This is a genomic window from uncultured Brachyspira sp. (genome assembly GCF_944390845.1).
GTDB lineage: Bacteria > Spirochaetota > Brachyspiria > Brachyspirales > Brachyspiraceae > Brachyspira > Brachyspira pulli.
Genome location: NZ_CALXRM010000008.1, coordinates 42,959 through 69,436, shown reverse-complemented (window position 1 = coordinate 69,436; position 26,478 = coordinate 42,959). Strand labels below are relative to the sequence as shown.

The following is a 26,478-nucleotide window of genomic DNA, read 5'->3' as shown; positions in this document are numbered from 1 at the left end:
GCAGAGAACTTTCATCTGTTTGAAAATTGACAAAAGATATTTGTTTAGGTATATACTGAAAATTTTTAAGTTTGTCATTTTTTTATTCAACTTTTTCCCGCCGCACACGCTCTGCGGACTTCGTCAAAGTTGCTTATATCCTCGACAAGCTCGGATACGCTTCGCGAAAGTGCGAGGATAGAATTAGTACTAAATCATACTAAAATTATCTTATATATAACCTATTAAATAAAAACCTATATATAGCTTCTTTGTGGCAATACCATACCTACACTTACAGTGGACTTCGTAAGGTACTCCTTTCAGTCGCAGTACTTCCTTCGGTCGCAAAAGAAGTGAGGTCTTGCGTAAGCACGCAGATCTGCACTCTGTGTGCTTCGCAGTGGGCAAAGCCCCAAATATAAAAACAAAAATATAAATTTATTTTCACAAATTATAATTAGTTAATATAAAATTCATAATCCTTTGCTTTAGAGCATGATTTTCTCAAAGCAAAATGAACTAAAGTTAACATAATCTTACTAATATTTTTAGCTGATGAATTGCATATTGAAACGCATCTCATACAAGATATACATTTATTTTTATCAATTATTTTAGGATTATTAATATCTATTGCCTGAACTGGGCATTTCTTAGCACATAATTTACAATCATTGCATTTATTTGTAGTTTTTGGTACTAATGATACTTTACTTATTTGTCTATATGGACGATTGCCTTTTAATTTATGTTCATCTAAAACTTCAGAAGCATTTATTATGTTACCTGCAAATTCTTTAAGTTTTGCTATATCATTTTCATCTGGTCTATTAGAAGCGTATTTATAAGCTATAGAATGTTTAGCAATTGCAGCTACAGCAGAAGTAACTTTAAAATTTAATTCTTTCGCTATATCGTAAAGTTCAATTAAAGTATCCTCATAATCCCTATTGCCATAAACCGATACAATAACAGTATTAGCTCCATTACCTTTTATTCGAGATATACGTTTTGAGCTATTTCAGGAACTCTGCCTGCATAAGAAGGTACTGCAATGACAACAATATCATCTTGAGATATTTTTACGCTTGAGAAATCCATATTATAATCAGTTAAATCAACTTTTTCTATATTACTGTTAGTTTTTTGGCTAATTTCTAAAACAATTGCATCGGCAACTTTTTTTGTTCCGCCTGTTGGGCTGAAAATAATTTCATATATTTTCATATAAAACTCCAAATATAATTTCATTAATTATAATTAATTTTCTAAATTTATAAATATTATCTTTAATTAAAAATATTGTAACATATATTATTACAACTATAATAACATATTTTATTGTAATGTCAATAATTACAACTATTTTTTTAAAAACACTATTTTTAAATGGCGAGCTATTTTAGATAGATAAAATAATTTTACTTTATTAATTTTTTAGCAGAATATACTGAAACAAATATATTTTATCAAAAATTATTTTCTTATATTTATTATTTGTTGGGATTAGCCATGCGAAGCACAAATACATGCTGCTCTGCGTAGTTCATATAACCCCCAACTTCTTTTGCCGATTAGGCACCTACTCGGTTGTGCTCAAAGAAGCTATATCCTGGACAGGCTCGGATACGCTTTGTGAAAGTATGCATTTGACGAAGTCCGCAGAGCGTGTGCGGGAAAAAGAACAATAAAAAAACAGCTGAGAACTTTATCATCAGTTATCAGCTGTTTATTATTGCTAGTGATAAACTCGCTTTAAACTAGCTGATAACTAAAGTTATCAGCTGCTCGTTTATCACTTTAAAATATTATTTATATTATTTTTCTAAAGCTAATATATTATTACCAATAAAAATTGTTCGCTTTTAGGCTCTGTAAGCTAAAGCTAATAGACGCTCACAATTTTTATATTTAAAATTATTATTTATCTAAAGCTACAATATCATCATAGCCTTTTTCTCTAGCTATATCGAATACCGTCTTTTTCTCTTTGTTTACAACTGTAGTGTCTGCTCCATTCTCTATTAAAAGTTTAACAAGCTCTGTTTTTCCATTGTCAATAGCCTGAAGCAGTAAAGGATAACCATCTTCTGAAGGTATAGGAGTATTTACATCGGCACCTTGCTCTATTAAATACTTTGCCATTTCTGTATCACTATTATAAAGAGTACTAGCCAATAATGAAATATTTACATTTGGATAGTATTCTTTAAGTTCATATTTCATAGCAGGGTCAATGCCTTTTGAAACTAAATATTTTACTATATCTAAACAGCCTGCATTAACAGCATAATGAATTAAAGGATAGCCATAACTATCAACATAATTTATATCAGCTCCATATTCAGCAAGCATTTTAAATTTTTCTAAATCACATTTTGATTCGTCAACTCCAATTGTATCAAGTAATATAGGAAAAGGTTCTTCCCAGCCATACTCGACATCTACTTCAGCACCTGCATCTAATAATTCTTTCATTATTTTTAAACTATTTTCATTTGTAGACATTACTGCTGAATGTAAAGCATCAATATTTCCTTCTCCTCTAAAATTAACATCTGCCCCTCTTTTTATAAACTCTTTTACAAGTTCTAAATATCCTTTTGCAGAAGCTGTTTTTAATGGACTATCATTATCAACATAAGTCTGATCAACATTAACACCGTAAGAAAGTAATTGAGTAACCATTTTTTTATCACCGTATTGTAATGCCATTATTAAACTTCTTTCTCCATGTTTCTCTTCAAAGCTTTTTAAAGACTCTGCATCCTTTACATTTTTAAGATCATTAAAAGCCTCCAAATCCCATCCTGATACTTCAATACCTGATTCACTAATTTCTGCAGTATCAGTATTAATTTCCTCAGTATTATTATCTTCAACATATTCATCATTATTATTAGATATTTCTGTATTATTGGTATTAATTGCGTTAGTATCTGTAGTTACTTCTGTATTATCAGTTTTTTTAGAATTACAGCTTATTATACTGATTAATATTAAAGCTGTTATAATTATTTTTTTCATAAAACACTCCTTAATCATTATTGTTTGCTATAATATCATAAGTAAATATAAAAGTAAAGAAAACATTAATTACTATTATACAGTATATCAATAAAAAAATAGATAAACTATTTTATATACTAAAATTTTTAAGTTTTTCAAAACACCATCTTAAATTTAGACTATTTGTGGGGACTAGCCCTGCGAAGCACACAGACGTGCCACACCCCCAGTTCTTTTACCAAGTAGGTACCTTTCGGTATTGGTATAAGGCGAAGCCCGCCTTCGGTGAGAACCTATATCCTAGACAGGCTCGGATACGCTTTCGAGAGAGACTGCATTTTTATAGACTATACCCTATATTTAATAGACATCTTTTTAATATAAAGTTCTAGCATTTGCGTTTTTTGCTACTTTGACGAAGTCCGCAGAGCGTGTGCGACAAAAAAGTAGATAAAATTTATATAAAGTCCATTAGTTGACAAAGTTAAAAATTTTTAGTATATGCCTAAACAACTATATTTTGTCAATTTTAGTTTTTTCAATTTTATTGTTTGTGGTGGCTTTGCCCCCACACCCCCACTTCTTTTGGTGACCCAAAGAAGCTATATCCTCGATAAACTCGGATACGCTTCGCGAAAGACTGCATTTTTAGGGTATATTCTATATTTAATAGGAATGTTTTTAATATAAAGTTCTAGCAATTGCGTTTTTTGCTACTTTGACGAAGTCCGCAGAGCGTGTGCGACAAAAAAGTAGATAAAATTTATATAAAGTCCATTAGTTGACAAAGTTAAAAATTTTTAGTATATATAAAAAATCTCGCTTTAAAATATCTATCAGCTAAAGCTGACAGATGCTCGATTTTTTATTTTTAAAATATAACTAACAACTAAAGTTATCAGCTGATCGTTTATCGCTTTAAAAATATATTAATATATAATTTATATTAACTATATTAGCAATAATAAAAAATAATAATTTATAATTATACCATATATTATAAATCAATTAAAAATACATTGACACAATATACCAATATACTGTATAATCAAAAAACTAATATTGAATTTTAAAGGGGGTTTATGATGAAAGTATTAGGTATTATTATATTTATTATTAGCTCGTGCATTTCTTATGCTCAAGTTAGTGATGATTTTAAAAATTTAGCAGCAACAAATAAAGAATCAGCATTATCACAATCAGTATATTCTGAAAATCTTGATGGGTTCAAATATATAATTGAAAACAATAAAGAATATATAACTAACATTGAAACATGGTATAACTATATACCTAATTTAAGCACTAATAATTTCTCTAATTTCGTAAAAGTTTTATTAGATAATGGAATGGATATTAACGAATCCGGAAAAAATCTTATACTTGATGTAAGTAAGTCCTACGATTCACATCATAGACCTAAATTCGGTAAAAGTGCAATTATAGGTATTCCAGATAGTAAATATAAAATTGAAACACTTATAAATCTAGGAGCAAATATTAATATACAAGATAATGACGGAAATGGTATACTTCACTATATACTTTCCAGAGATAATATAGGAACAGAAGAATATGATATTTTTGAAATGCTTATAAAAAACGGAATCAATATTAATTTACAAAATAATGATGGAGATACTGCACTTCATAAAATTTCATATAAAAAAGATAATGGGTATAGAAATATTGATATGGAAAAAAAAGTTATATCTCTTTTGATAGAAAATAATGCAGATAAAAACATAAAAAATAATAACGGGAAAAAAGCGTATCCAGGAGCATTTATATATAATATAAAATTAACTTTTACTGGAATATTTAATATTTTTAAGATTGTACTTCTAATTGTAATTGGTATAGCTGCATTAATATTACATTTTATATTTTATAATATTGCTGAATTTTTCAGATAATTGATTTTTATGCTGATTAAAATTATATATATTATTATTTTTTAACAGAACTAAAATTATAATATAAATTTTTCATATCATAATTTTTCTATTTTTTCTATACTAAGCCCTGTTAATTCGCTTATAAGATTTAAATCCATATTTTTATTCTTCATATTTCTAGCTAGAGAATATTTTTCTTGTTCTATACCCTGTTCTATACCTTCTTTAATACCTTCCTCTTTCCCTTCTACTCTTCCTAATCTTCTTTCCTCTTCCAACATTATTTGATTACCGTATAGATATGCTTGTCTTTTATCATATTCATTCATCATTAATCTATCTTTAATAAAGTTATTATATCTTCTTTGTACCTCTTCCATTATAGGTTTCTCTTTTACTAATTCTGACATTATAACCTCCTTATTATCCTTATCTTTCATAGTAAAAAATTTAAGCCAGCAATTTAAATCATATTCTAATGAATTATATTTAAATTTTTTCAATTCTATTATATGTATCTGCAAATGATCTGTCAGTAATCTTTTTTTATTGGTGTCATAAATCATATAACAAGAATGTATAGAATCATTATCATCTAAATTAAAGTTAAGTAAATTTATACTAATTACTGGAGTTAGAGCATCATATTTTTCACCTTGTTTCAAAAGTTTACTATAATTAGAAGCCCAATAATATAATATTCTTTCTGGAAATCTTGAATTACCTTGTAATTGTATTTCTATAATAACAACTGTTCCGTTTTGTGTAATGCATTTTACATCTGCAATAGTTTCTTTATCCTCATAGTTTTCTTTATAATTGAAAGGAGTTAATATTTCTACAGATCTAAAAGTCTTCATACCAGAATCAAGCATTATTGAATTAATAAAATCTAATAATATTGCCTCACTGCCTTTATCAGAGAAAAGATATCTCACAAAGTAATCATTTAAAACATTAAAATTATTATTTAATCTCAATTCCATAAAATTATTATAATGAATTTTTATTCTTTGTCAAATAGTATCAATTAAATATATATTAACAAAATATATTTAGTTTATGAATATTCTAGTATTTAATTTTGACAAAAAGGTATATAATAATATTATGAACAAATATGCATCTCCAATATATCAATATAAAGGAAGAGTTAATTTAATCATCTCTTTAATATCAGCTTTAATAAATTTAACAGCATTACTAAATATAAACCATTTTAATTTAATAACATTCAATGCAGTGTATTTATTTAGCTTTTTTTCAGTATTTATGTTTATCAATTCCCGTACAGTTTATACTAATATTTTCAAAAATTACAAGAAAGAAATAAAAAATAAAACTATATTCTCTTTTATTGGTTTTGTTATATCATTAATCTTATATATATTGATTACAAAAATTGTTTTTAATAAAGCAGTAGTATTTAGATATGCACTTCTGCCCATTATGAATTTTATCTCTATAATATTAGCTAATACAGTATATTTTATACTAGAAAAACTTTTTATAAACGAAGACAAACATCTCTTTAACATTAAATGCATTTCAAATATATTATTAATATCATTTGTATATGCATCAGTTTTTATATCATTATATTTATTTTATGAATCTAAATACATTATTATTTTATTGAGTATATCAAACTCATTATTATCATCTGCAATACTATCAGTTTTTAATATAATGTCATCGAAGTTTATGAATCCTTGGAGCAGGTTTATATTTGTAAATTCTGCTTATATAATATCTTTTATTTTATCTTTAATAATATCTTCTATTATAATAGCAATTTTCTTTACATTCACAATAAAAATATTTGTTTCTACTTTTATAATAATATTATTGTCATTTATAATTTCTATTTTATTAGCCCATTATATAAAAGCGTATTCATATTTATAAAATTAAAAATTTGATTAAAGAACAAAAATATATTATACTAATCAAAAAATTTATAAACGGATAACTATATGCAGGAAACATTTTTTGGAAGCGAAAAAGAAGAAAATCAAAAACTCACTCCTATGATGAGACAGTACAAAGAAATAAAAGATAAATATAGTGACAGTATACTTCTTTTTAGAATGGGAGATTTCTACGAAGTATTTTTTGATGATGCCAAAATAGTATCCGATATATTGGGTCTTACACTTACAAAGAGAGCTAATGTTCCTATGGCAGGAGTTCCTTATCATGCTATAGATAATTATTTATCAAGATTAGTTAAATCAGGAATGAAGATTGCTATATGCGATCAAATGGAAGACCCAAAACTTGCAAAAGGTATAGTAAAAAGAGAGGTTACTCAGGTTATAACTCCTGGTACAATTTCAGAAAATAAATACCTTGAATCAAAAAGCAATAATTATTTAGCTTCTGTAATAGTGTCAAAAAGCGAAAAAAATGCAGCATTATCTATATGCGATATTTCTACAGGCGAACTTTATGCCACAGAAATAAATTCTAATTTAGAAAATCAAAATGAAGCTGTAAAAGAAATTATCAATGAACTTACAGAAGAAATTATAAGATTCTCTCCTAAAGAGATCATGACTATAGAATCAGTTTCTGAAAGCATTATTATAAAAGAAATTCAAAATAAATTTAATAATGTATTCTACAGCACTACTCCAAATTATACTGCAGAATATTCTTATGCATACAAAACTTTAACAAATCATTTTAAAACAGTGTCATTAAAAAGTTTCGGTATAGAAGAAAAGCCTCTTTTAATATCATTATTAGGATCAACTATATTTTATATACAGGAACTTTCAAAAACTTCTCTTGAGCATATTTCAAATATTAAACTATATAATAGAAGAGATTCAATGACTTTGGATTATGCCACAATAGCAAGTTTGGAAATATTAGAAACTATAAGAAATGATAATAATAAAATGACATTGTTTGATACCATAGACAGAACAAAAACTTCTATGGGAGCAAGATATTTAAAAAGAATAATCGTAGAACCATTATTAAATATAGAAGAAATAAATAAAAGACTTAATAATGTAGAGTTTTTCTATAAAAATCAAAAGTTTATGTATAAAATAAGAGATTTGCTTCAGGATATTGGAGATATAGAAAGACTTGCATCAAAATTAGCATTAGGAAGAATTAATCCAAAAGAATTAGTATCATTAAAAAGATTTTTAGTAGGTTCTCTTGAAGTTGTAACAGAACTTGCAATGAATAATTTTGAAGATGTAAACTTTGAAGAAGTTAATGATATAAAAATAATAACTGATTTAATAGAGCGTGCGATATTAGAAGATCCAAAAGTTGTTATAAATGAAGGCGACATTATAAAAGATGATTACGATGAAACATTAAAAAAATATAATGAAGCTAGAAGAGAAGGAAGGTCTTGGATAGCAGAGCTTGAACATAATTATAAACAAGATACCGGAATAAATAATCTTAAAATAAGATACAATAATGTTATAGGTTATTATGTAGAGGTAACAAAATCAAATGTTTCTTCAGTGCCAAGCGATTTTATAAAAAGACAAACATTAATAGGAAGCGAAAGATATACCACAAGCAAATTAATGGAATATGAAACTATTATAAATGAAGCTAATGAAAAAAGTTATGCATTAGAATACAATATATTTATTGAAGTAAGAAATAAAACTAATGAATATTTAAACTCAATATTAAAAATGGCAAGAGTAATTTCTATAATAGATGTTTATTCTTCTCTTGCTTGTTTAGCTAAAGAAGATAATTATATAAAACCTATAATAACAGATGACGGTATAATAGATATAAAAGACGGAAGACACCCAGTCGTAGAAGTTAATCTAAAAACAGAAAGCTTCATTCCTAATGATACATATTTGGATAATAAAAATGAACATATGCTTATAATTACTGGCCCAAATATGAGCGGTAAAAGTACATATTTAAGACAAACAGCTTTAATAGTATTGCTTGCTCAAATAGGTTCATTCGTTCCTGCATCAAGTGCAAAAATTTCTATAGTTGACCGTATATTTACACGCGTTGGTGCTAGCGATAATATAGCAAGAGGAGAAAGTACATTCTTAGTGGAGATGAATGAAACAGCATATATTTTAAATCATTGTACGGATAAGAGTCTTGTTATAATGGACGAAATAGGCAGAGGAACTTCAACTTATGACGGACTTTCTATTGCTTGGGCTATAGTTGAATATTTAGTTCATGAAGAAAATAAAAAAGCTAAAACTTTATTCGCTACACATTACCATGAACTTACTATGCTTGAAGATTTAGAAGGCGTTAAAAACTACAAGGTATTAGTTGAAGAATACAAAGATGAAATCATTTTTATGAAAAAAGTTACCGAAGGAGCAGCTAAATCTAGTTATGGTATATATGCTGCAAAAATAGCCGGTGCTCCTAATAAAGTTATAAAAAGAGCTACAGAAATATTAAAACGATTAGAAGCTGATGCAAGTGTTCAGGTGGAAAATATAGAATTAAATACTCAAAAATCAAAAGATATACTTCCTCTTTATGAAGAACCTAAAATCATAGAAAAAGAAAGCGAAATAGAAAGAGAAATAAAAGATTTAGATATAAACAATATCACCCCTATTGATGCTTTAAACTTAATTAATAAATGGAAAAAATCATTATAATATTTAATTGTTAAAGTTATTAATATCTCATATACAAACAAATATAAAGTTATACTGTTTAACTTTTTAGAATAAAATATATATTGTAGAAGAAATATAAATACAAATTAAATTAATAATATATAAATCAAAAAACTTTATAATATATCTATAAAGAATAAAATAATTTTAATTTATTTATCATAAAAGTACAAAATATAACTTCATAGTTTATATAAACAGTATATATAAATATATAATCAATAATTGTTCTTATATAAATTCAATTTTATAATGTTATTAGCCGAAATTATACTATCCATAATGAGGTGTATCATGACTGAACAATACTATTACAAATCAACAACTGAAAGAGAATTTGACTGTGTAAAAGATGATGAAAGATTAATAGAAACTTTATCAGATAAAGGCTACACAGTATATGCTATTGCACAAAAATCTAATCAGCTTATACCATATCATGAGCACCCTTCTGAAGAAATGGTAATAGTATTAAGCGGTAAAGTAAGATATATAGTAGAAGAAGAAATCGTTGATTTAGAAGAAGGCGATATCATAAGAGTAAGAGCTCATTCTGTGCATTCTATGATAGGAATTTCTGAAAGCGGAATATCTAATTTACTTTTAGTATTCATTTAATCTTTTATAAACGAATAGTTTAAAAATATATTAATATATACCTAAACAGCTACATTTTGCCAATTTTATTTTTTATATTGTTATTATTTTCGGGGACTAGCCCCCGAACCCCCAGTTCTTTTACGACCGAAGGAAGTACTGTAAGTATTGGTATAAAAGAACCAAAAAAACTGCATTTTTAGTCTAAATCTAGGTTATACTCTACATTTAATACATATATTTTTAATATAAAGTTCTAGTAATTGCGTTTTTCGCTCTGCGTGCTGTAGGCAGCAACTTTGACGAAGTCCGCAGAGCGTGTGCGGCAAAAAAGTTGATAATATTACATAATGTCAGTAGTCGGCAAAATGAAATTGTTTCAGTATATACCAAATATATTTCAAATGTAAAAATTGAAATGGATTATTTATAATATAAAAGTATTAATTAAAAAAATTAATACAAATACTAAATTACTTGAAATCTTTATAAAGCATACTAGGCTGGACATCGGTATTATTTTGATATTTTGTACTTGTATACTCTTCATATTCCCCGTCTATAGTATGATAATAAAGTTGGGCTATTTCTACATTCGGATATATAATTATAGGTTTGATGCAGAAAATTTCTAAAGTCCAATAACCAGCAAATCCAACATCTCCGAAACCTGCAGTAATATGAATAAATATTCCAAGCCTTCCTATAGAAGAACGTCCCTCTATCATAGGTACAAATCTCTTTGTACTTGTATATTCTAAAGTTCTTCCTAAATATAATTCATTAGGTTTTAATTCATATCCCGATTCAGGTATTATTATTTCTTCTGCCTCATTAGGCTTTTTCATATCTAATACTTTATCTTTATATACTAAAAGTTTATTATGAAGTTTTACATTATAACTATTTGAATTTAATTGTTTTCTATTGAATGGTTCTATTATAATATCTTTACCTAAATTTTTTTCTATTTCAAGCCCTGATAAAATCATTTATTTATTTTCCTGCTATTTATTTTTAAATTATTTCACTTTATTTTTCGGTATTATTATAGTATAATTTATCACGTAAAATAAAATGATGGAGTTATTAAATGCTATCAATAAATTATAAAAATGTATTAGGATTTTTACAAGAACATGAATTGGAATATCTTGCAGAACATGCTAAATATGCCAATGAACTTCTTGAAAATCAAAAAGGTGCCGGCAATGATTTTTTAGGCTGGGTTAATTTACCAACTGAAGCTTTAAAAATGGTTAAAGAAATTGATGAATTGGCTAAAGAAATAAGAGAAAATGCTGAAGTGTTAGTATCTGTTGGTATAGGCGGATCATATTTAGGCGGTAAAGCAGTTATTGAATCATTTTTAAATCCTTTCTCTCAAGCAAAAAAAGGAAATACCCAAGTTATATATGCCGGTCATAATATGAACGGAGAGTATTTCAAACATTTATTGGACTATTTAGAAGGAAAAGATTTCTATATTAATGTTATATCAAAAAGCGGTACTACAACTGAGCCAGCTATAGCTTTCAGAATGTTAAAAGAATATGCTGAAAAAAGATACGGTAAAGACGGAGCTGCTAAAAGAATAATAGCTACTACAGATAAAGCTAAAGGTGCTTTAAAAACTTTATCTACAGAAAATAAATATAGAACTTTTGTAATACCTGATGATGTTGGCGGAAGATATTCAGTTCTTACTCCTGTAGGACTTATACCTATAGCTGTTGCTGGAATCAATATAGAAGAATTCGTTAAAGGATTCGATTCTATGGCAAAAATAACTAAAGAAATGGATTATAAGAAAAATCCTTCTATGCTATATGCTATGCTTAGAAATGCTCTTTATGCTAAAGGCTACAGCACAGAAATAATGGTTAACTATATACCTAGAATGCACTACATATCTGAATGGTGGAAACAATTATACGGTGAAAGCGAAGGTAAAGATAAAAAAGGTATATTCCCTGCTTCTGTTGATTTCTCTACTGACTTACACTCTTTAGGTCAATTCATACAAGACGGTAAAAGAGGATTATTTGAAACTGTTATAAGAGTTGATAAAGAAGATATTGACTTAACAATGAAAAAAGAAGATTCTGATTTAGACGGATTAAATTATTTAGATGGAAAAACTTTACATGAAATAAATAAATCTGCATTAGAAGCTACAGTTCTTGCCCATGTTGATGGAGGAGTTCCAAATATCATATTAGATATAGATAAAATCACTCCATTCACTATCGGAGAGCTTTTATATTTCTTTGAAAAGGCTTGCGGTATATCTGGTCACATGCTTGGAGTTAATCCATTCGATCAGCCTGGTGTAGAAGCATACAAGAAAAATATGTTTGCTATGCTTGGTAAAAAAGGCTACGAAGAAATGGGTAAAACTTTAAGAGCTAGATTAGAAAAATAATAAAATTATAAATAACAATAAAAAATAGGCTGATAATTTCTTATCAGCCTATTTCATTTTTAACTAACTTAAATAATTAAAATAAATCCTTAATAATTTCAGGATATTTTATACTATCTATTTTTTTATTCTCTGCCATATTATCAAATTCTGTTATATGCACCTTTATAGGATTAACCTGACTTCTGATATACTCTATAACAGATTCTGATACAAATATATCTTTCTTCACATTTATAATTATGAATGGTACTTTGAATCCTCTTGTATGAAATAACTCCACCTGCTCTAAAGAAGAATGTATAACATTTGAATCATACTCTACAACTGGTATTATATGAATTTCATTTTCTTTTTCTATATCCAATATTAAATCCATAAAATTATAATTCTCTTTTATAGGTTCATATAGGCATAATGATTCAAATACCATATAATCATAAATATCATTATTTTCGTATATTAAATCAGTAATATCTCTTTCATCTATTTTTGTGTTAATACTATGAAGCGGTGAAATACTTCCATTAGTAGCATAAGAAACAAATATTTCTGATGCTTTTAAATTAGTGGTATTTCTTATATATTCAGTGTCAAATAATTTATTGTCGCGTACTCCCATAACAAATGGCTTATAGTAGCATACACTTTTATCAAACAATTTTAATGATGATACTATATGAGAAGATATATAAGTTTTACCAACATAATTTTTATCTGATATTACACAAAACAGTTTCATTAAACACTACCCTTAAAATCAAATATCTTTAGCAGTTACTTTTATTTTATATTGAACTTTCTCACCAGGTTTCAAATTTATTTTCTTACAGCAAACTATAGTAGAATTTTGATAATTCATTTCAAGTTTATCAACAGCATCTGATATAGTATAATTAGGCATATATAAGAATGTAGTTTCTTCATTTGCTTCAAGAGATACTTTTACTTTTACATATCCTTCATCAACCATACCAATAGATTTGCCTTTATATTCAGAAGCTTCGCAAAGATTAGAAGATATTTTCTTATCATCTCCTATATAATATCTGTCCGGTTCCTGTCCTGCAAGCAATGTTATATTATTTTCTAATGCATATACAAATTCTGCATCTTCATTAGATTTATTTTGTATAATAGATTCAAGAGTGAATGTACCGTCTTTATCTATTACATATCTTTTCATCAAATAAATATCTTTGCCATTAACTTTAGAAACCTTATCATAAGAAATAGTAGCATAATCTTTATTTATTAAATTTTCTACTACATTATAATAAGACTTATAAAAATCAGCATCTTCTTCATATTTCATTAACTGGAATTCTTCAGCAGTAGGAATTTTATTCAAGAAGTGATCAACAGCAAATACTTTTTCGTTCTTATCGAATACCAAATATTTAGCTATTTTCTCATCAACTTTTTTAGCTATTTCATGTATTGATACATGCTCGCTGTCATTATTATCTTCATTAGCAGCATTTCTCATAGCAGCTATATGATATGCTTCTTCTCTTCTTTTTAAACAGTCTATTAAATTAATAGGAGTATCCTTTTTTAAATCCCATTCTATAATAGAACCGCTTAATCTATGGAAAATAATAGCAGATCTTTCACATGAAATTATAACTTCTTCTCTGCCGTCCATATCAAAATCTAAATGATGGCTTAAGAAATATTCTCTGCCGTATACTTTTTCTAATGATATAGATGTAGCTTTGATTAAATTAGCATAAGTAGCATGTCTTAAATTATTTAAATAAAGTCCTCCAAAAGTACCATGCCAATAAGGACAATTACACTGACCTTTTAATAAATAATTTAATGCTTCTTCTTTATCTTTATAATTAGATTCTGTAATCTCCCCTATCATATTAGAAACAAAAAGCATTCTTTTATTCATTCTGTTGCTTTCTGTATATTTAGTGAAATAATTTCTCCAGAAACCGCCTCTCATAAATCTAGTAATAATTTCATTTTCTTCTGATTTCTTCAATTCTTCTTGTTTTCTATGGAATTCATCTTGTATTTCAGCAGGCAAAACCCAAGTAAGCATTTCTTCATAAGAACCTGTAGGTATATATATTTTTGATACAGGAGGATATTTTTCCATATATTCACTGTATGTAGTAGTAATAATAGTATCCTTTTCTTTAGTTAAAGCTTCAAAGAATTTCTCAAGCCATTTATCTTCATAAACCCATTTTTGAGTACCAGGCCAATCTCCATATTTCTCACCATCATCATGAAGTACTACTACCCTATCGCCTTCCTCTGTAGCTATTGACTTTAAATATTCGATAGATTTCTCTACATCTCTGAAAGGTATTAAATAACGAAGTTCCTGAGATATTGGGAATATATTTAATTTATAATTTTCATTATCAGTAATGAAATAACCAAACATATTTTTAGTGTCTATACCTGTAGTTAAAAACTGTGAATCGTCTAACATTAAATATTTAAGTCCATTCATAGCTAAATTTTTAACTAATGTAGGTTCCCAAACTCTTTCAGCTATCCAAGCACCTTGAGGCACACAATTAAATCTGCTGTATATATATTTATTTAATCTGTCTATTTGTATATCTTTATCTTTATCTGGTATAGAAGGCATTATAGGTTCATAAAAACCGCCGCTTTGAAATTCTATTCTTTTTTCATCTGATAATTTTTTCAAAGCCTCTATATGTTCTGGGTGATTTTTTTCTATCCATTCTAAAAGACAGCCTGTATAGTGAAAATTAAATTTGATATCTTTATATTTTGCTAATATATCCAAAAAAGGCTTATAAGCTTTTTGATATGTGCTTTCAAATACAAAGTCAAAATTACCTACTGGCTGATGGTTATGATTTCCTAATATTAAATTAATAGTTTTCATGATGATGACCTGCTTAATTATAAATTTCCATATTATAGTGTCGTAATAATAAAAAATTTAATTAACATAATTCTATAATAAATGACCATTTTTGTAAAGCACATCATCTACAGTATTACTTCAAACAGTATTGACTTTTTAGCTTTTTTATTTATCATTTTAAATTATTAAAAAACTGATTTTTTTAATTATATTTTTTGATAAAATTTTATTTAAGGACTTTTTAATTTATGTGTGGAATAGTTGGATATATAGGTAATAATAATGCATCAGATATATTAATGCAGGGATTATCTTCTTTAGAATATAGAGGATACGATTCTGCTGGAATATCTATTGTTGATTCAAGAAATGATATTATTACATTTAAATCTGAAGGAAAACTTGAAAATTTAAAAAACATATTAAAAAATGAAAAAACATAGAATCAAATATAGGCATAGGTCATACAAGATGGGCTACTCATGGAGCTCCTTCCGATATCAATGCTCACCCTCATTTTACAGAAAGGCTTACATTGGTACATAACGGAATTATAGAAAATTATAAAGATATAAAAAATGATTTGATAAAAAAAGGATATAAATTCCTATCAGAAACAGATACTGAAGCAGCAGCTAATTTAATAGATTCATTATATGAAGGTGATCCTTTAACTGCTATAAAAAAGGCTTTAGATATTATAGAAGGTTCTTATGCATTCGCTATAATTTTTAAAGATGATATTAATAAATTATATGCCGTTAGAAAATCTGCTCCTTTGATAGCTGCTTTAGGTGAAAATGAAAATTTATTAGCTTCAGATATACCGGCAATATTAAAATATACAAATAAATATATTTTAATAGATGACGGAAATATAGCAGTTTTAGAAAAAAATAAAATAACTATATATGATAAAAATTTAAAAGAAAAAGATTATGAAGTACTAGAAGCAAATTGGACTGTAGAACAGGCTGAGAAATGCGGATATGAACATTTTATGCTTAAAGAGATTAATGAACAGCCTAAAGCTCTTCTTGATACAATAGAACCTAGAATAGTACATGGTATTCCTGATTTTTCAAGAGACGGAATCGAAGATGAAAGTTTTTGGACATTCTTTGACAGGGTTTATATAATAGGATGCGGTACTGCTATGCATGCCGCTATGATAGGAAAAAGACTCATAGAAGATAATTGCAGAATACCTGTAGAATGCGAAATAGCTTCAGAATTCAGATATAAAAACCCAATACTTACAGAAAAGACTCTTTCAATATTCATATTACAATCCGGAGAAACTGCTGATACTTTAGCTGCTTTAAATTTAGTTAAAGAAAGAGGATACAAAACTTTAGCTATAGTAAATGTTAATAGTTCTTCTATAGCTAGAAATGCTGATTATGTTATATATACTTATGCAGGCCCTGAAATCTCTGTTGCTTCTACAAAGGCTTATTCTGTACAAATGGCTATAATGTATTTAATAACTTTTAAAATCTTATCTGCAAGAAATATTAAAGATAATGATTATATAAAAACTCTAATAAAAAATTTACTTAATACAATAGATTCTGTAAATAAAGTTCTCACTATGAATGATGAAATAAAATCACTATGCTATGATTATAAAGAAGCTAACAGCATATTCTTTATAGGCAGAGATTTAGATTATTATCAGGTAATGGAAGGAGCTTTAAAAATGAAAGAGATAAGCTATATTCATTGCGAGGCTTATGCAGGAGGCGAACTCAAACATGGTGCTATATCTCTTATCACAGATAATACTCCTGTAATAGCATTGGCAATACAGGAAAAGATATTAAGCAAGATGATAAGCAATACAAAAGAGGTAATAACAAGAGGTGCTAATGTTTTACTATTTGTAAAAGAAGGTATTGATATAGATAAAGATTCATATAAAAAAATAGTTTATTTACCAAAAGTTGAAGATATGTTTATGCCTATAGTTTCCATAGTAGCATTGCAATTATTAGCTTATCATACATCTGTAATTAGAGGATGCAATGTTGATAAACCAAGAAATTTAGCTAAAAGTGTTACCGTTGAATAATTATAAAAATATGTAATATATAACTATAAATTATTATTATAATTGTAATTTTTTGTTAATTGATTTATTATTACATAATTATTAGAATACTATAACTTTAATACAAATAATATAAAGGAAGATATTTTGAGAACTATAAGACTTGATATAGAAACCAGAGAAAAAGATTTTTTATCTCCGGCAGCTGCATTTTCATCTGAAAGTAAAGGAACAGTATACCCTAGAGAAAAAGATGATATAAGAACAATTTATATGCAAGACAGAGATAGAATAGTACATAGTGAATATTTCAGGCGTCTTAAAGATAAGGCTCAGGTTATAATGCTTTCCGTAGGAGATTTCAGAACAAGATTAACTCATACTCTTGAAGTTATGCAAATAGCCAGAAGTATAGCAAGAGCATTAAGACTAAATGAAGATTTGACAGAGGCCATTGCATTTGGTCATGATTTGGGACATTCACCATTCGGACATGCAGGAGAAAAAGCTATATCAAAATATTTCAAAGGTTTTCATCATTCTTCACATTCTTTAAGAGTAGTGGAACATTTAGAAAAAGGCAAAGGACTTAATTTAAGTTTTGAAGTCAGAGATGGAATCATTAAGCATACAAAAGGTAAAACTGGAAAATTAATTGCAGATTCTTCTGGACCTTGCACTAATGAAGGTATGATTGTAAGGATATCCGACACTATAGCTTATGCTAATCATGATGTTGATGATGCTATTAGATACGGTCTTTTACAATATGATGATATACCAAAAGATATTACTAATGTACTTGGAAGCACTTATGGTGAAAGAGCCGACACTATGATTATGGCTGTTATAGAAGCCAGTATGGAAAAAATGGAAATAGATATTGATAAAAAAGTATTGAAAGCCATTAATGATTTAAGAGCTTTTATGTTCAAAAAAGTATATGAAAGCAAAGCTATACTTGAAGATGTAGAAAGAGTTAATAGAATTATATCTACAATATTTGAATACTTACTAAAACATAAAGAAATTATATTGGAAGATACTTTATTTAAAAAAGCTGATATTCCATATAATAGTGATGAAGAATTAGTAAAAGATTATGTAGCCCATCTTACAGATTCAGAGGCTATTAGTTTGCATAAAAAAATCACTTATGGAAAACTTAATTATATTTAAAATTTATATATTCAATAATAAAAAGTGCATGCATTTTATGTATACACTTTTTATTAAATATATTTCTTATAAAAATTATTGTATACCTAAAATCTTAAGCATTTCAGCTTCTATTGTTTTAATATCGCCTTTTGCTTCCTGAATAGTTTTGATTTCTGATCTTCTTTGTTCCAATAAATCTTCCTGACCTTGTTTATCTAAAGTAGACTTTTTAGCAAAATATGCATCGCTTATAAGTTTATCAGCCATTCTCAAAGTTCTGTCTGACACGATTGCTTTATCTGATGCATTTTCGGCCTTAGACATATCAAAGCTCGCATCAGTTTTTAAAGCTCCTTCAGGTACTCCATCAAGTATACTTCCTTTCCATTCCAATTTGGGCTGATAACTATATGTAATATAATTAAAAACTTCAGCATTATTTATTTTATTATTATCAATAAATATATCCAAAGCCTCATTAGCAATTTCATTTAACAAAAATATTTTATTTTTACCATCTTCAGTATATATTTTTTGAATACATTCTAAATTTTGAAAATCATTATTATTGATAAGCTGCCCTATTTCTGAATCAAAATCTATTTCCAAATTATCTTTCAAAAGTAAAGTATAATGTACTACACCGCCTCTTCCTCCTGTATAGTGATACTCGCTTGAAACCATTAATTCTTCTTTGCCGTCATTATCGATATCGCATAAGAAGAAAGATGGATAATGCAAAGACCAACGCGAATACATTGCTTCTCTTACATAATCTGAATATTCTTCTTCATTAAATTTACCAAAACTTATAAATTTAGAGTCTTTAGTATAATCTTTCAAATCATTTGTAGAAATTAAATTAATTTTGGCAGATTCTATATTATTTATATCTCCAAGTCTAAAATTATAATTTTTTATCTCTTCAAATGAAGCATATAAATTATCTTTTATAAACTCAGTATTATAATAATGTATATTTACCAGTCCGTTCATAGTGCTTTCAATTAAAAATGTATTCTTTTTAAACTCAAGTAAATTAAGATTGTTCCAGCCATTATAGGCATTATATGTATCAAGATTATAATAATTTTCATAATATGCTAAATACTCATTTATACTATCATCTGTTACCCTATTTTTTATATAAGTTCTTATATATTTGTTAATTATATTTGTATTGATTATTTCTGGTACTATATTTAATGAAGCTACACTAGCTGTACCTTCTTCTACAACTGAAGTTAAAGAATAATTATTTTCATTAAATAAATCTATATAGCCAGTATTTTTTACAATATATTTATAAAAACCATTATTATAGGCATCAATAACTAATTTTTCTGCCCTTAAAGAATCTGGAGCTTCTATTATATAATCAACTAATTTCATTTTATTGCTGTAAGCATTATCATCATCATACTTTTCTATCATCATAGATATATTAGTTCCGCCTGCTTTTTTCCATTCTGTTAAATACTTTTTTTCTTCTTCAAAATAATAAAATGAATCACAAGCAAAATGAGATAAGAATAAAGCTAAATAAACTTCAGCATCTTTTTTATTTAATTTTAATAATTCTTCTCTCGCTTTTTTTAATGCTAAATTTTGATCAACATATAAATATTCATCGACATAATAATCTGTAAAATCTTCATTGTACATATCCCAACTGCTGAATATTTCAATAAATGGATCATAATTAACATTTGATATAAACTCTATAGAATATTTTTTTCTTTCATCATCATTTGCAAATTTCCTATTAAGAAAATCAAAATTTCTTTTTGCATATTCATTATTTTCTCTTGCATTTTTAAGTTCTTCATCAAATTTAGTTTTATCTGCTCTAACACCTTTATAAACATATTTCATATCAAAGAATTCTTTTTTAGTTTCTATTTTTTGATTGTATGATGAAATTTGAGAGTTAGTATTTTGTTCTAATTGATTTGCTTCTTTGTTTCCGCCTCCGCATAAAATTACAGCTGTCATTAAAATAAATGCTGCAATTATAAAAATAACATTTTTCATATAGTACCCTCTGTATGTATTGTTATTTTTGTATCATAAATTAAAATTATAAAAAATTCAATTATAAAAAAACTTATATACCTAAACAAATATACTTTGTCAGAAATAATTTTTTTTAATTTTAAATATCTGCAGGGCTTTGCCCACTGCTAAGCACACAGAGTGCAGCTCTGCGTACTTCGTAGCACCCCACTTCTTTTGCGACTGAAAGGAGTGCCTGCGACCGAAGGAAGTCCTTTAGGGTGGTATTGCCACAAAGAAGCAGGCACAGCCCGCCTTTGGCGAAAGGCTATATTGGGCTTTAATTTAATAAATTATATTACATGTAAGACAACTTTAGTATGATTTAGTACCAATTTTATACCTTGCACTTTCGCAAAGCGTATCCGAGCTTGTCGAGGATATAGCTACTTTGGCAAAGTCCTCAGAGCGTATGCGGCGGGAAAAAGAACAATAAAAAAATTGACAAACTTAAAAATTTTCAGTATATACTATACATCAATTTTTATTTTGACAAACAAATATAATTTTAGTATAATACTTTCATTAGTTTCATAAATACAGAAAACTAAAAAACAATAAAAACGGAATAAATTTTGTATAATCAAAAACATTTAAAAACAATAGATAAAGCAATAGAAAAAGCAAAACTTCTATATGATAACTGTATATGCTGCGGACATATATGCAATGTAAATAGGAATAATAATAAAATAGGAAGATGTAAAATATTTGAAGATACTGATCATATAAAAGTAGCTTCTCATACTTTACATTTCGGAGAAGAACCTATGCTTGTAGGTGATGGAGGAAGCGGAACAGTATTTTTTTCAAGCTGTAATTTAGGCTGCGTATTTTGTCAGAATCATCAAATAAGTTCTGACGGAGTTGGAGAAGTAATAGATATTGAAACTTTAGCTGAATATTTTTTGGATTTAGAAAGACAAGGAGCAAAAAATATTAATTTTGTAAGTGCAACTCATGTTATATATCCAGCTTTGAAAGGATTAAAAATAGCTTTAGAAAAAGGACTCAATTTACCTATAGTATACAATACCAACGGATATGATACAAAAGAATTATTGGATTGTTTAGATGGTATTGTTGATATATATTTGCCTGATTTAAAATATGTTTTTGATGATAAAGCAGTAAAATATTCCAAAGCAGAAAATTATTTTAATGTAGCCATAAATGCAATAGAAATAATGAAGAAACAAGTTGGAGATTTAGTTCTTAATAACGAAGGAATTGCTCAAAGCGGAATAATAATAAGGCATTTAATACTGCCTAATAATGAATCAGATTCCTATGATGTGTTAATAGAATTAAAAGAAAGAGGTTTCTTAAACACTACAATATCATTAATGTCTCAATATAATCCAAAGTTTAAAGCTTGTGATTTTGAATCTATTAATAGGAAATTAAGCAAAAAAGAATATGATGATTTAGTAGATTATGCTCTTGACTTAGGATTTGAAAATTTATTAGTTCAGGAAATGGAAAGCTCAGAAAATTATTTACCTGATTTTACAAAGGATAAACCTTTTGAATAAGAGTTAATATTATATACCTAAACAACTATATTTTGTCAATTTTAGTTTTTTTAATTTTATTGTTTGTGGTGGCTTTGCCCCCACTCCCCCAGTTCTTTTGTTGGCACAAAGAACCAAAAAGCCTGCATTTATGGTCTAAATTTAGGATATATCCTATATTAATAAGTATTTTTAAAATATAAAGTTCTAATAATTGTGTTTTTTGCGTAGCGTATCCGAAGGATAAAAACTTTTTTGTGCAGCAAAAAAGTAGATAACATTTATATAAAGTGTATCAATTGACAAACTCTAAAATTTTAAGTATATACTAAAAATTTAATTTCTAATAAACTTAATATTTTTTATAATAACAATTTTTGATGAATCATAATTAAAAATTTAATTTAAAGAAATTATATATATTCTCTTTTGCTTTTTGTTCTAAAATTTCATCACTGCCCTTTATAGTTACATAAACCTCATCGCCTACTTTCAAATTAAGCTGCATAATTCCTATAATCTTTTTTATATCTTTTGAATTATTTCCTTTAATGATAGTAACTTCGCATTGGCTATCCTTTGCTATTTTAGCAAGATCGCTCAAAGGTCTGGCATGTATATTATTTGTATTATTTATAATATAATTAAAATCTGTCATAACACTACCCCCTCACTATTATTATTTTTCAATAAATACATCAAATTATCAAAAGTTTTATTTTCTATCAATTTCATAACAGTATTTTCATTTAATAAAAAGTCCACCGTATACTGATAAAATTTTTTCAAATTATCATCTTTATTGTTTGATATAGAAATTAAAAACACAACCTGAACATTATTTTTATACCATACAATAGGCTTATCCAATACAGCAACATATACAAAAGTTTTATCAGTTAAAATATCGAATGGATGCGGAATTGCAACTAAGTTTCCAAAATCTGTTTCTGATAAATATTCCCTTTTCATAACTGAATCATAAAAATTATCCGGTATATCTATATATTTTTTTATATCAATACATATATTTTTTATTATTTCATCTCTTGTATTGCCTTGAATATTTAGTGAGAATAAATCTTCATTATAATAATCATGTAAGAAATCATTCTTTGATAATTCCAAAGCATTTTTAACATTTATAATATCATTAGTTTCCAAGAAAAGACCTATCTGTACAATAGGAACAGGAACTTTAAATGCTATTGGAACTGTTGAGAATATATAATTTATCTTTGAAAAATCGAAATCTTTAAGCATTATTAAATCGGTTGTATAAATATTATCTATATATTCACCAAATTCCTTTTTATATTTATACATAAGTAATTTTGAAGTAGTCTTACCGCTGCCGCAAACTATAAGAATATTGATTTTACTTTTATGATCATTATTTTCTTCTAATGCTATTTGAAATAACAAAGCTAAATACCCTATTTCATCATCTGGTATTTCTTTTTTATAATAACTTTTCAAAACTGTATTAGCCTCGGAAGCTATCAAATAAGCTAATCCGTAATTACTTTTTATATCGCAAAGCATAGGATTTTTTTGCAATACATTATATCTTATTCTTATATCGAATGGTATCATGTGGTGATTCAGTAAAAGTCTTAAATTAAGATTATTTCTTAAATCTATTTTTAAATTATTAAATACTAAATCAAGCATTTCATGAACTATATTATCTAATTTATTTTGTATTATAAAATTAGGATTATCAGAAGATATTAATAAACTCTTTGAAGCTATATGTATTGCTACAAATATTACTTCCGTATCATTAAATTTTATACATATTTCTTTTTCTAATATTGCAGCTAATTTCTTTGCCAACTCCAATTCTTCATCTTTTATATCTTTAAGCACATCTTCATTATATGAATTAATTACTCTATTATTTTTTATTCTTTCTGCTGAAACTGATATATATTGTATAAAATTTTCTAAATTGATTTCGGATAATTTAATATCATTATCTTTAATAAAATTAATAATTACATTCTCTACCAATTTATTTTTATATATTTCATCATCTATTTGCTGTTTTAAATAGTAGTCTATAATACAATTTCTAATATCAAATTCGGTTCCTATTAATTTGATGCCGTAATTAGGTCTTCTTTCTATTTTTATATTATAATATTTAATATTATCTTCTATAAGTTTTAGGGTATTAGTTAAAGTAGTTTTTGATATATCAAGTGCTTCGCTTAAAGTATCAGATTTAATATATTCATCATTGTTTATTAAATATTCAAAAATATATTTTACTCTATATTCAAAATCATTTACCATATTAGAATTAAAGTTAATGGCTTTAATATCTTTATTATCATCGCATAATAATATATATCCATATCTTGGCTTGGATACTATTTTTATTCCAGTTTTTTCAAACTCATTATTTAATTCATGAATTTTTATTCTTATTGTTTTTTCACTAACATTAAGCTCTTTTGCCAATCTTTCAGCTGTTATATAGGAATTAGCTGATAATATAGATAATATTTCTTTAACATATTTACTTTTCATACTATATATTATACACCATTTAACGCCATAATCAAACAAAAAACTACCAGATTAATATAGAACTTTTAACGTTTGAGTTATTATAAAAAAATGGTAATCTACTATCATAAAATAAAACTAGAGAGGTTTAATATGACAAAAATTTTATTATTATGTTCAGCAGGCATGTCTACTAGCATGGTTGTAAAAAAAATGAAAGAAGCAGCTGCAAAAAAGAATATAGAAGCAGAAATTGAAGCTGTAAGCACTGCTAGATTTTATGAATTATTAGACAGTTATGATGTATTCTTACTTGGACCACAAGTTAAATTCCAAAAAGCAGAATTCCAAGCAAAAGCTAAAGAAAAAAATAAACCATTAGATGTTATAGACTTCAAAGATTATGGTACTATGAACGGTGAAAAAATATTAGATTTCGCTTTAAGTTTAAAAGTAGAATAATAAAACAGCAATCAAACAATACAAAAGATAAATATTTATAGGATTAAAATAAATTGTAATAGGATTAATTATTTATGAGAGAATTAGGTATTTCTATTTATCCATTTCATTCAAAAATGGAAGATAACAAAGCTTATGTGGATTTAGCTTCTAAATACGGTTTTACTAGATGTTTTATGTGCTTATTATCAGTAGAACATTCTAAAGAAGATATTATTAAAGAATTTTCTACTATAATAAATTATGCTAAAGACAGAGGTATATACACAACTTTAGATATATCTCCAGCTGTGTTTAAACATTTAGATATATCTTATGATAATTTAGAATTCTTTTATAAATTAGGAGCTTGGGGAATAAGATTAGATTTAGGATTCAGCGGCAATGAAGAAAGTTTAATGACTTATAATGATTATAATTTAAAAATAGAACTAAATATGAGCAACTCTACTTCATATATAGATACTATAATGAATTATTATCCTAACAGAGAAAATTTAATAGGTTGTTACAATTTTTATCCTCATGCATACAGCGGATTAGACAAAAAGCTATTTATTGAAAGTATGAACCGTTTTAAAAAACATTCAATAAAATCATCAGCTTTTGTTAATGCCAAAGAAGCAACTTTCGGACCTTGGCCTGTAGATGATGGTATATGTACTTTAGAAGAACATAGAAATCTTCCTATAGAATTACAAGCTATGGAATTATTCTTCTTGGGTGTTGATGCTGTATTTATCGCTAACTGCTATGCTAATGAAGAATCTTTTAAAAAGCTTCAAAGTTTAGATAAAAGATTAATAACATTAAAAGCTAAATTAGTAGATAATATCCCAGAAATAGAAAGAAAAATTATCCTTGAAGAACTTCATCAAAACAGAGCCGATGCTAGTTCATATTTTATCAGATCATCAAATCCTAGAGTAAAATATAAAGGAAATAACTTTAAAATATTTAATCCTATTACAGACATTAAAAGGGGAGATATACTTATAGATTCTTCAGAATATGGTACTTATGCTGGAGAATTGCAAATAGCATTAAAAGATATGAAAAATACTGGAAGAACAAATATTGTAGGTAAAATTGAAGAAAAATATTTATTCTTATTAGATTATATAAGCATGTCCCAAAGATTTAAAATTACAGAATAATTTCACTTAAATCAAATATACAAAATTACATCTTGCAATCCCTAATTTCTTTATATTGCAAGATGTTTTAATTATTAAAAAAATAAAAAAATATATATAACAATTTAATTATGGAGAGTAA

19 protein-coding genes and 1 pseudogene are annotated in these 26,478 nt (G+C 26.6%); 10 read left to right on the top strand and 10 right to left on the bottom strand.

From position 1 onward, the window contains the following. Positions 1-439: 439 nt before the first annotated feature. From Q0K52_RS03000 to Q0K52_RS02990, 3 genes are all read right to left on the bottom strand, one after another. Positions 440-700 (bottom strand): 4Fe-4S binding protein, encoded by a 261-nt coding sequence (locus tag Q0K52_RS03000; RefSeq protein ID WP_297296321.1) that lies wholly within the window; start codon positions 698-700, stop codon positions 440-442. Between the two features lie 275 nt (positions 701-975). Then, positions 976-1,209, bottom strand: a complete 234-nt coding sequence (locus Q0K52_RS02995; RefSeq protein ID WP_297296314.1) for a hypothetical protein — start codon at positions 1,207-1,209, stop codon at positions 976-978. 693 nt (positions 1,210-1,902) lie between these two features. Then, positions 1,903-3,009 carry an ankyrin repeat domain-containing protein gene (locus tag Q0K52_RS02990; RefSeq protein WP_297296312.1) on the bottom strand — a complete coding sequence of 369 codons (1,107 nt, stop codon included), beginning with the start codon at positions 3,007-3,009 and terminating at the stop codon, positions 1,903-1,905. A 1,067-nt stretch (positions 3,010-4,076) separates the two neighbouring features. On the opposite strand from Q0K52_RS02990, the gene Q0K52_RS02985 reads away from it, so the two are divergent. Beyond that, positions 4,077-4,907 carry an ankyrin repeat domain-containing protein gene (locus tag Q0K52_RS02985; RefSeq protein WP_297296319.1) on the top strand — a complete coding sequence of 277 codons (831 nt, stop codon included), beginning with the start codon at positions 4,077-4,079 and terminating at the stop codon, positions 4,905-4,907. 77 nt (positions 4,908-4,984) lie between these two features. Here Q0K52_RS02985 and Q0K52_RS02980 read toward each other — a convergent pair whose 3' ends face one another. Continuing rightward, positions 4,985-5,875, bottom strand: a complete 891-nt coding sequence (locus Q0K52_RS02980) for an Rpn family recombination-promoting nuclease/putative transposase (protein ID WP_297296310.1) — start codon at positions 5,873-5,875, stop codon at positions 4,985-4,987. Between the two features lie 124 nt (positions 5,876-5,999). Between Q0K52_RS02980 and Q0K52_RS02975 the strand changes: the two genes are divergently transcribed. The 3 genes from Q0K52_RS02975 (at position 6,000) to Q0K52_RS02965 (ending at position 10,168) form a co-directional block, all read left to right on the top strand. Then, entirely contained in the window at positions 6,000-6,797 is a 798-nt protein-coding gene (locus tag Q0K52_RS02975) for a hypothetical protein (protein WP_297296308.1), read from the top strand. A 68-nt stretch (positions 6,798-6,865) separates the two neighbouring features. Further along, positions 6,866-9,529: a DNA mismatch repair protein MutS gene (mutS, locus tag Q0K52_RS02970; protein ID WP_297296306.1), complete on the top strand. Its 2,664-nt coding sequence runs from the start codon at positions 6,866-6,868 to the stop codon at positions 9,527-9,529. Between the two features lie 315 nt (positions 9,530-9,844). Beyond that, entirely contained in the window at positions 9,845-10,168 is a 324-nt protein-coding gene (locus tag Q0K52_RS02965; protein WP_297296304.1) for a cupin domain-containing protein, read from the top strand. 452 nt (positions 10,169-10,620) lie between these two features. Here Q0K52_RS02965 and dcd read toward each other — a convergent pair whose 3' ends face one another. Further along, positions 10,621-11,139 (bottom strand): dCTP deaminase, encoded by a 519-nt coding sequence (gene dcd, locus Q0K52_RS02960; protein ID WP_297296302.1) that lies wholly within the window; start codon positions 11,137-11,139, stop codon positions 10,621-10,623. 101 nt (positions 11,140-11,240) lie between these two features. On the opposite strand from dcd, the gene Q0K52_RS02955 reads away from it, so the two are divergent. Beyond that, a complete protein-coding gene (locus Q0K52_RS02955; protein WP_297296300.1) occupies positions 11,241-12,572 on the top strand; it encodes a glucose-6-phosphate isomerase in 1,332 nt (443 codons plus the stop codon). A gap of 76 nt (positions 12,573-12,648) precedes the next feature. On the opposite strand, the gene bioD is transcribed toward Q0K52_RS02955, so the two are convergent. Both bioD and Q0K52_RS02945 read right to left on the bottom strand, forming a co-directional pair. Further along, positions 12,649-13,314 (bottom strand): AAA family ATPase, encoded by a 666-nt coding sequence (bioD, locus tag Q0K52_RS02950; RefSeq protein ID WP_297296298.1) that lies wholly within the window; start codon positions 13,312-13,314, stop codon positions 12,649-12,651. An 18-nt stretch (positions 13,315-13,332) separates the two neighbouring features. Then, on the bottom strand, positions 13,333-15,456 hold the full coding sequence (locus Q0K52_RS02945; protein ID WP_297296296.1) for an alpha-amylase/4-alpha-glucanotransferase domain-containing protein: 2,124 nt from the start codon (positions 15,454-15,456) through the stop codon (positions 13,333-13,335). A gap of 230 nt (positions 15,457-15,686) precedes the next feature. Between Q0K52_RS02945 and glmS the strand changes: the two are divergent. Beyond that, a pseudogene (gene glmS / locus Q0K52_RS02940) lies at positions 15,687-17,512 on the top strand (glutamine--fructose-6-phosphate transaminase (isomerizing)). Between the two features lie 126 nt (positions 17,513-17,638). Continuing rightward, positions 17,639-18,670: a deoxyguanosinetriphosphate triphosphohydrolase gene (locus Q0K52_RS02935; protein ID WP_297296294.1), complete on the top strand. Its 1,032-nt coding sequence runs from the start codon at positions 17,639-17,641 to the stop codon at positions 18,668-18,670. A 75-nt stretch (positions 18,671-18,745) separates the two neighbouring features. On the opposite strand, the gene Q0K52_RS02930 is transcribed toward Q0K52_RS02935, so the two are convergent. After that, positions 18,746-20,686, bottom strand: a complete 1,941-nt coding sequence (locus tag Q0K52_RS02930) for a hypothetical protein (RefSeq protein ID WP_297296292.1) — start codon at positions 20,684-20,686, stop codon at positions 18,746-18,748. A gap of 593 nt (positions 20,687-21,279) precedes the next feature. Between Q0K52_RS02930 and Q0K52_RS02925 the strand changes: the two genes are divergently transcribed. Continuing rightward, positions 21,280-22,242 (top strand): radical SAM protein, encoded by a 963-nt coding sequence (locus tag Q0K52_RS02925; protein ID WP_367270955.1) that lies wholly within the window; start codon positions 21,280-21,282, stop codon positions 22,240-22,242. Positions 22,243-22,612: 370 nt separating this feature from the next. Here Q0K52_RS02925 and Q0K52_RS02920 read toward each other — a convergent pair whose 3' ends face one another. Both Q0K52_RS02920 and Q0K52_RS02915 read right to left on the bottom strand, forming a co-directional pair. After that, positions 22,613-22,879, bottom strand: a complete 267-nt coding sequence (locus Q0K52_RS02920; protein ID WP_297296288.1) for an HPr family phosphocarrier protein — start codon at positions 22,877-22,879, stop codon at positions 22,613-22,615. After that, the gene (locus Q0K52_RS02915; protein WP_297296286.1) at positions 22,876-24,759 is read right to left on the bottom strand and encodes a BglG family transcription antiterminator; all 1,884 of its coding nucleotides are present in this window, start codon (positions 24,757-24,759) and stop codon (positions 22,876-22,878) included. The genes Q0K52_RS02920 and Q0K52_RS02915 overlap by 4 nt, the downstream gene beginning before the upstream one ends. Before the next feature lie 132 nt (positions 24,760-24,891). On the opposite strand from Q0K52_RS02915, the gene Q0K52_RS02910 reads away from it, so the two are divergent. Both Q0K52_RS02910 and Q0K52_RS02905 read left to right on the top strand, forming a co-directional pair. Next, positions 24,892-25,200 carry a PTS sugar transporter subunit IIB gene (locus Q0K52_RS02910; RefSeq protein ID WP_297296284.1) on the top strand — a complete coding sequence of 103 codons (309 nt, stop codon included), beginning with the start codon at positions 24,892-24,894 and terminating at the stop codon, positions 25,198-25,200. 74 nt (positions 25,201-25,274) lie between these two features. Continuing rightward, positions 25,275-26,357 (top strand): DUF871 domain-containing protein, encoded by a 1,083-nt coding sequence (locus tag Q0K52_RS02905; protein WP_297296282.1) that lies wholly within the window; start codon positions 25,275-25,277, stop codon positions 26,355-26,357. The last annotated feature ends 121 nt before the right edge of the window (positions 26,358-26,478 follow it).

Bases quoted from the DNA above. Each gene is read 5' to 3' on its own strand.
- Q0K52_RS02995 (WP_297296314.1), bottom strand. From the start codon at position 1,209: ATGAAAATATATGAAATTATTTTCAGCCCAACAGGCGGAACAAAAAAA.
- Q0K52_RS02990 (WP_297296312.1), bottom strand. From the start codon at position 3,009: ATGAAAAAAATAATTATAACAGCTTTAATATTAATCAGTATAATAAGC.
- Q0K52_RS02985 (WP_297296319.1), top strand. From the start codon at position 4,077: ATGAAAGTATTAGGTATTATTATATTTATTATTAGCTCGTGCATTTCT.
- Q0K52_RS02980 (WP_297296310.1), bottom strand. From the start codon at position 5,875: ATGGAATTGAGATTAAATAATAATTTTAATGTTTTAAATGATTACTTT.
- Q0K52_RS02975 (WP_297296308.1), top strand. From the start codon at position 6,000: ATGAACAAATATGCATCTCCAATATATCAATATAAAGGAAGAGTTAAT.
- mutS (WP_297296306.1), top strand. From the start codon at position 6,866: ATGCAGGAAACATTTTTTGGAAGCGAAAAAGAAGAAAATCAAAAACTC.
- Q0K52_RS02965 (WP_297296304.1), top strand. From the start codon at position 9,845: ATGACTGAACAATACTATTACAAATCAACAACTGAAAGAGAATTTGAC.
- dcd (WP_297296302.1), bottom strand. From the start codon at position 11,139: ATGATTTTATCAGGGCTTGAAATAGAAAAAAATTTAGGTAAAGATATT.
- Q0K52_RS02955 (WP_297296300.1), top strand. From the start codon at position 11,241: ATGCTATCAATAAATTATAAAAATGTATTAGGATTTTTACAAGAACAT.
- bioD (WP_297296298.1), bottom strand. From the start codon at position 13,314: ATGAAACTGTTTTGTGTAATATCAGATAAAAATTATGTTGGTAAAACT.
- Q0K52_RS02945 (WP_297296296.1), bottom strand. From the start codon at position 15,456: ATGAAAACTATTAATTTAATATTAGGAAATCATAACCATCAGCCAGTA.
- Q0K52_RS02930 (WP_297296292.1), bottom strand. From the start codon at position 20,686: ATGAAAAATGTTATTTTTATAATTGCAGCATTTATTTTAATGACAGCT.
- Q0K52_RS02920 (WP_297296288.1), bottom strand. From the start codon at position 22,879: ATGACAGATTTTAATTATATTATAAATAATACAAATAATATACATGCC.
- Q0K52_RS02915 (WP_297296286.1), bottom strand. From the start codon at position 24,759: ATGAAAAGTAAATATGTTAAAGAAATATTATCTATATTATCAGCTAAT.
- Q0K52_RS02910 (WP_297296284.1), top strand. From the start codon at position 24,892: ATGACAAAAATTTTATTATTATGTTCAGCAGGCATGTCTACTAGCATG.
- Q0K52_RS02905 (WP_297296282.1), top strand. From the start codon at position 25,275: ATGAGAGAATTAGGTATTTCTATTTATCCATTTCATTCAAAAATGGAA.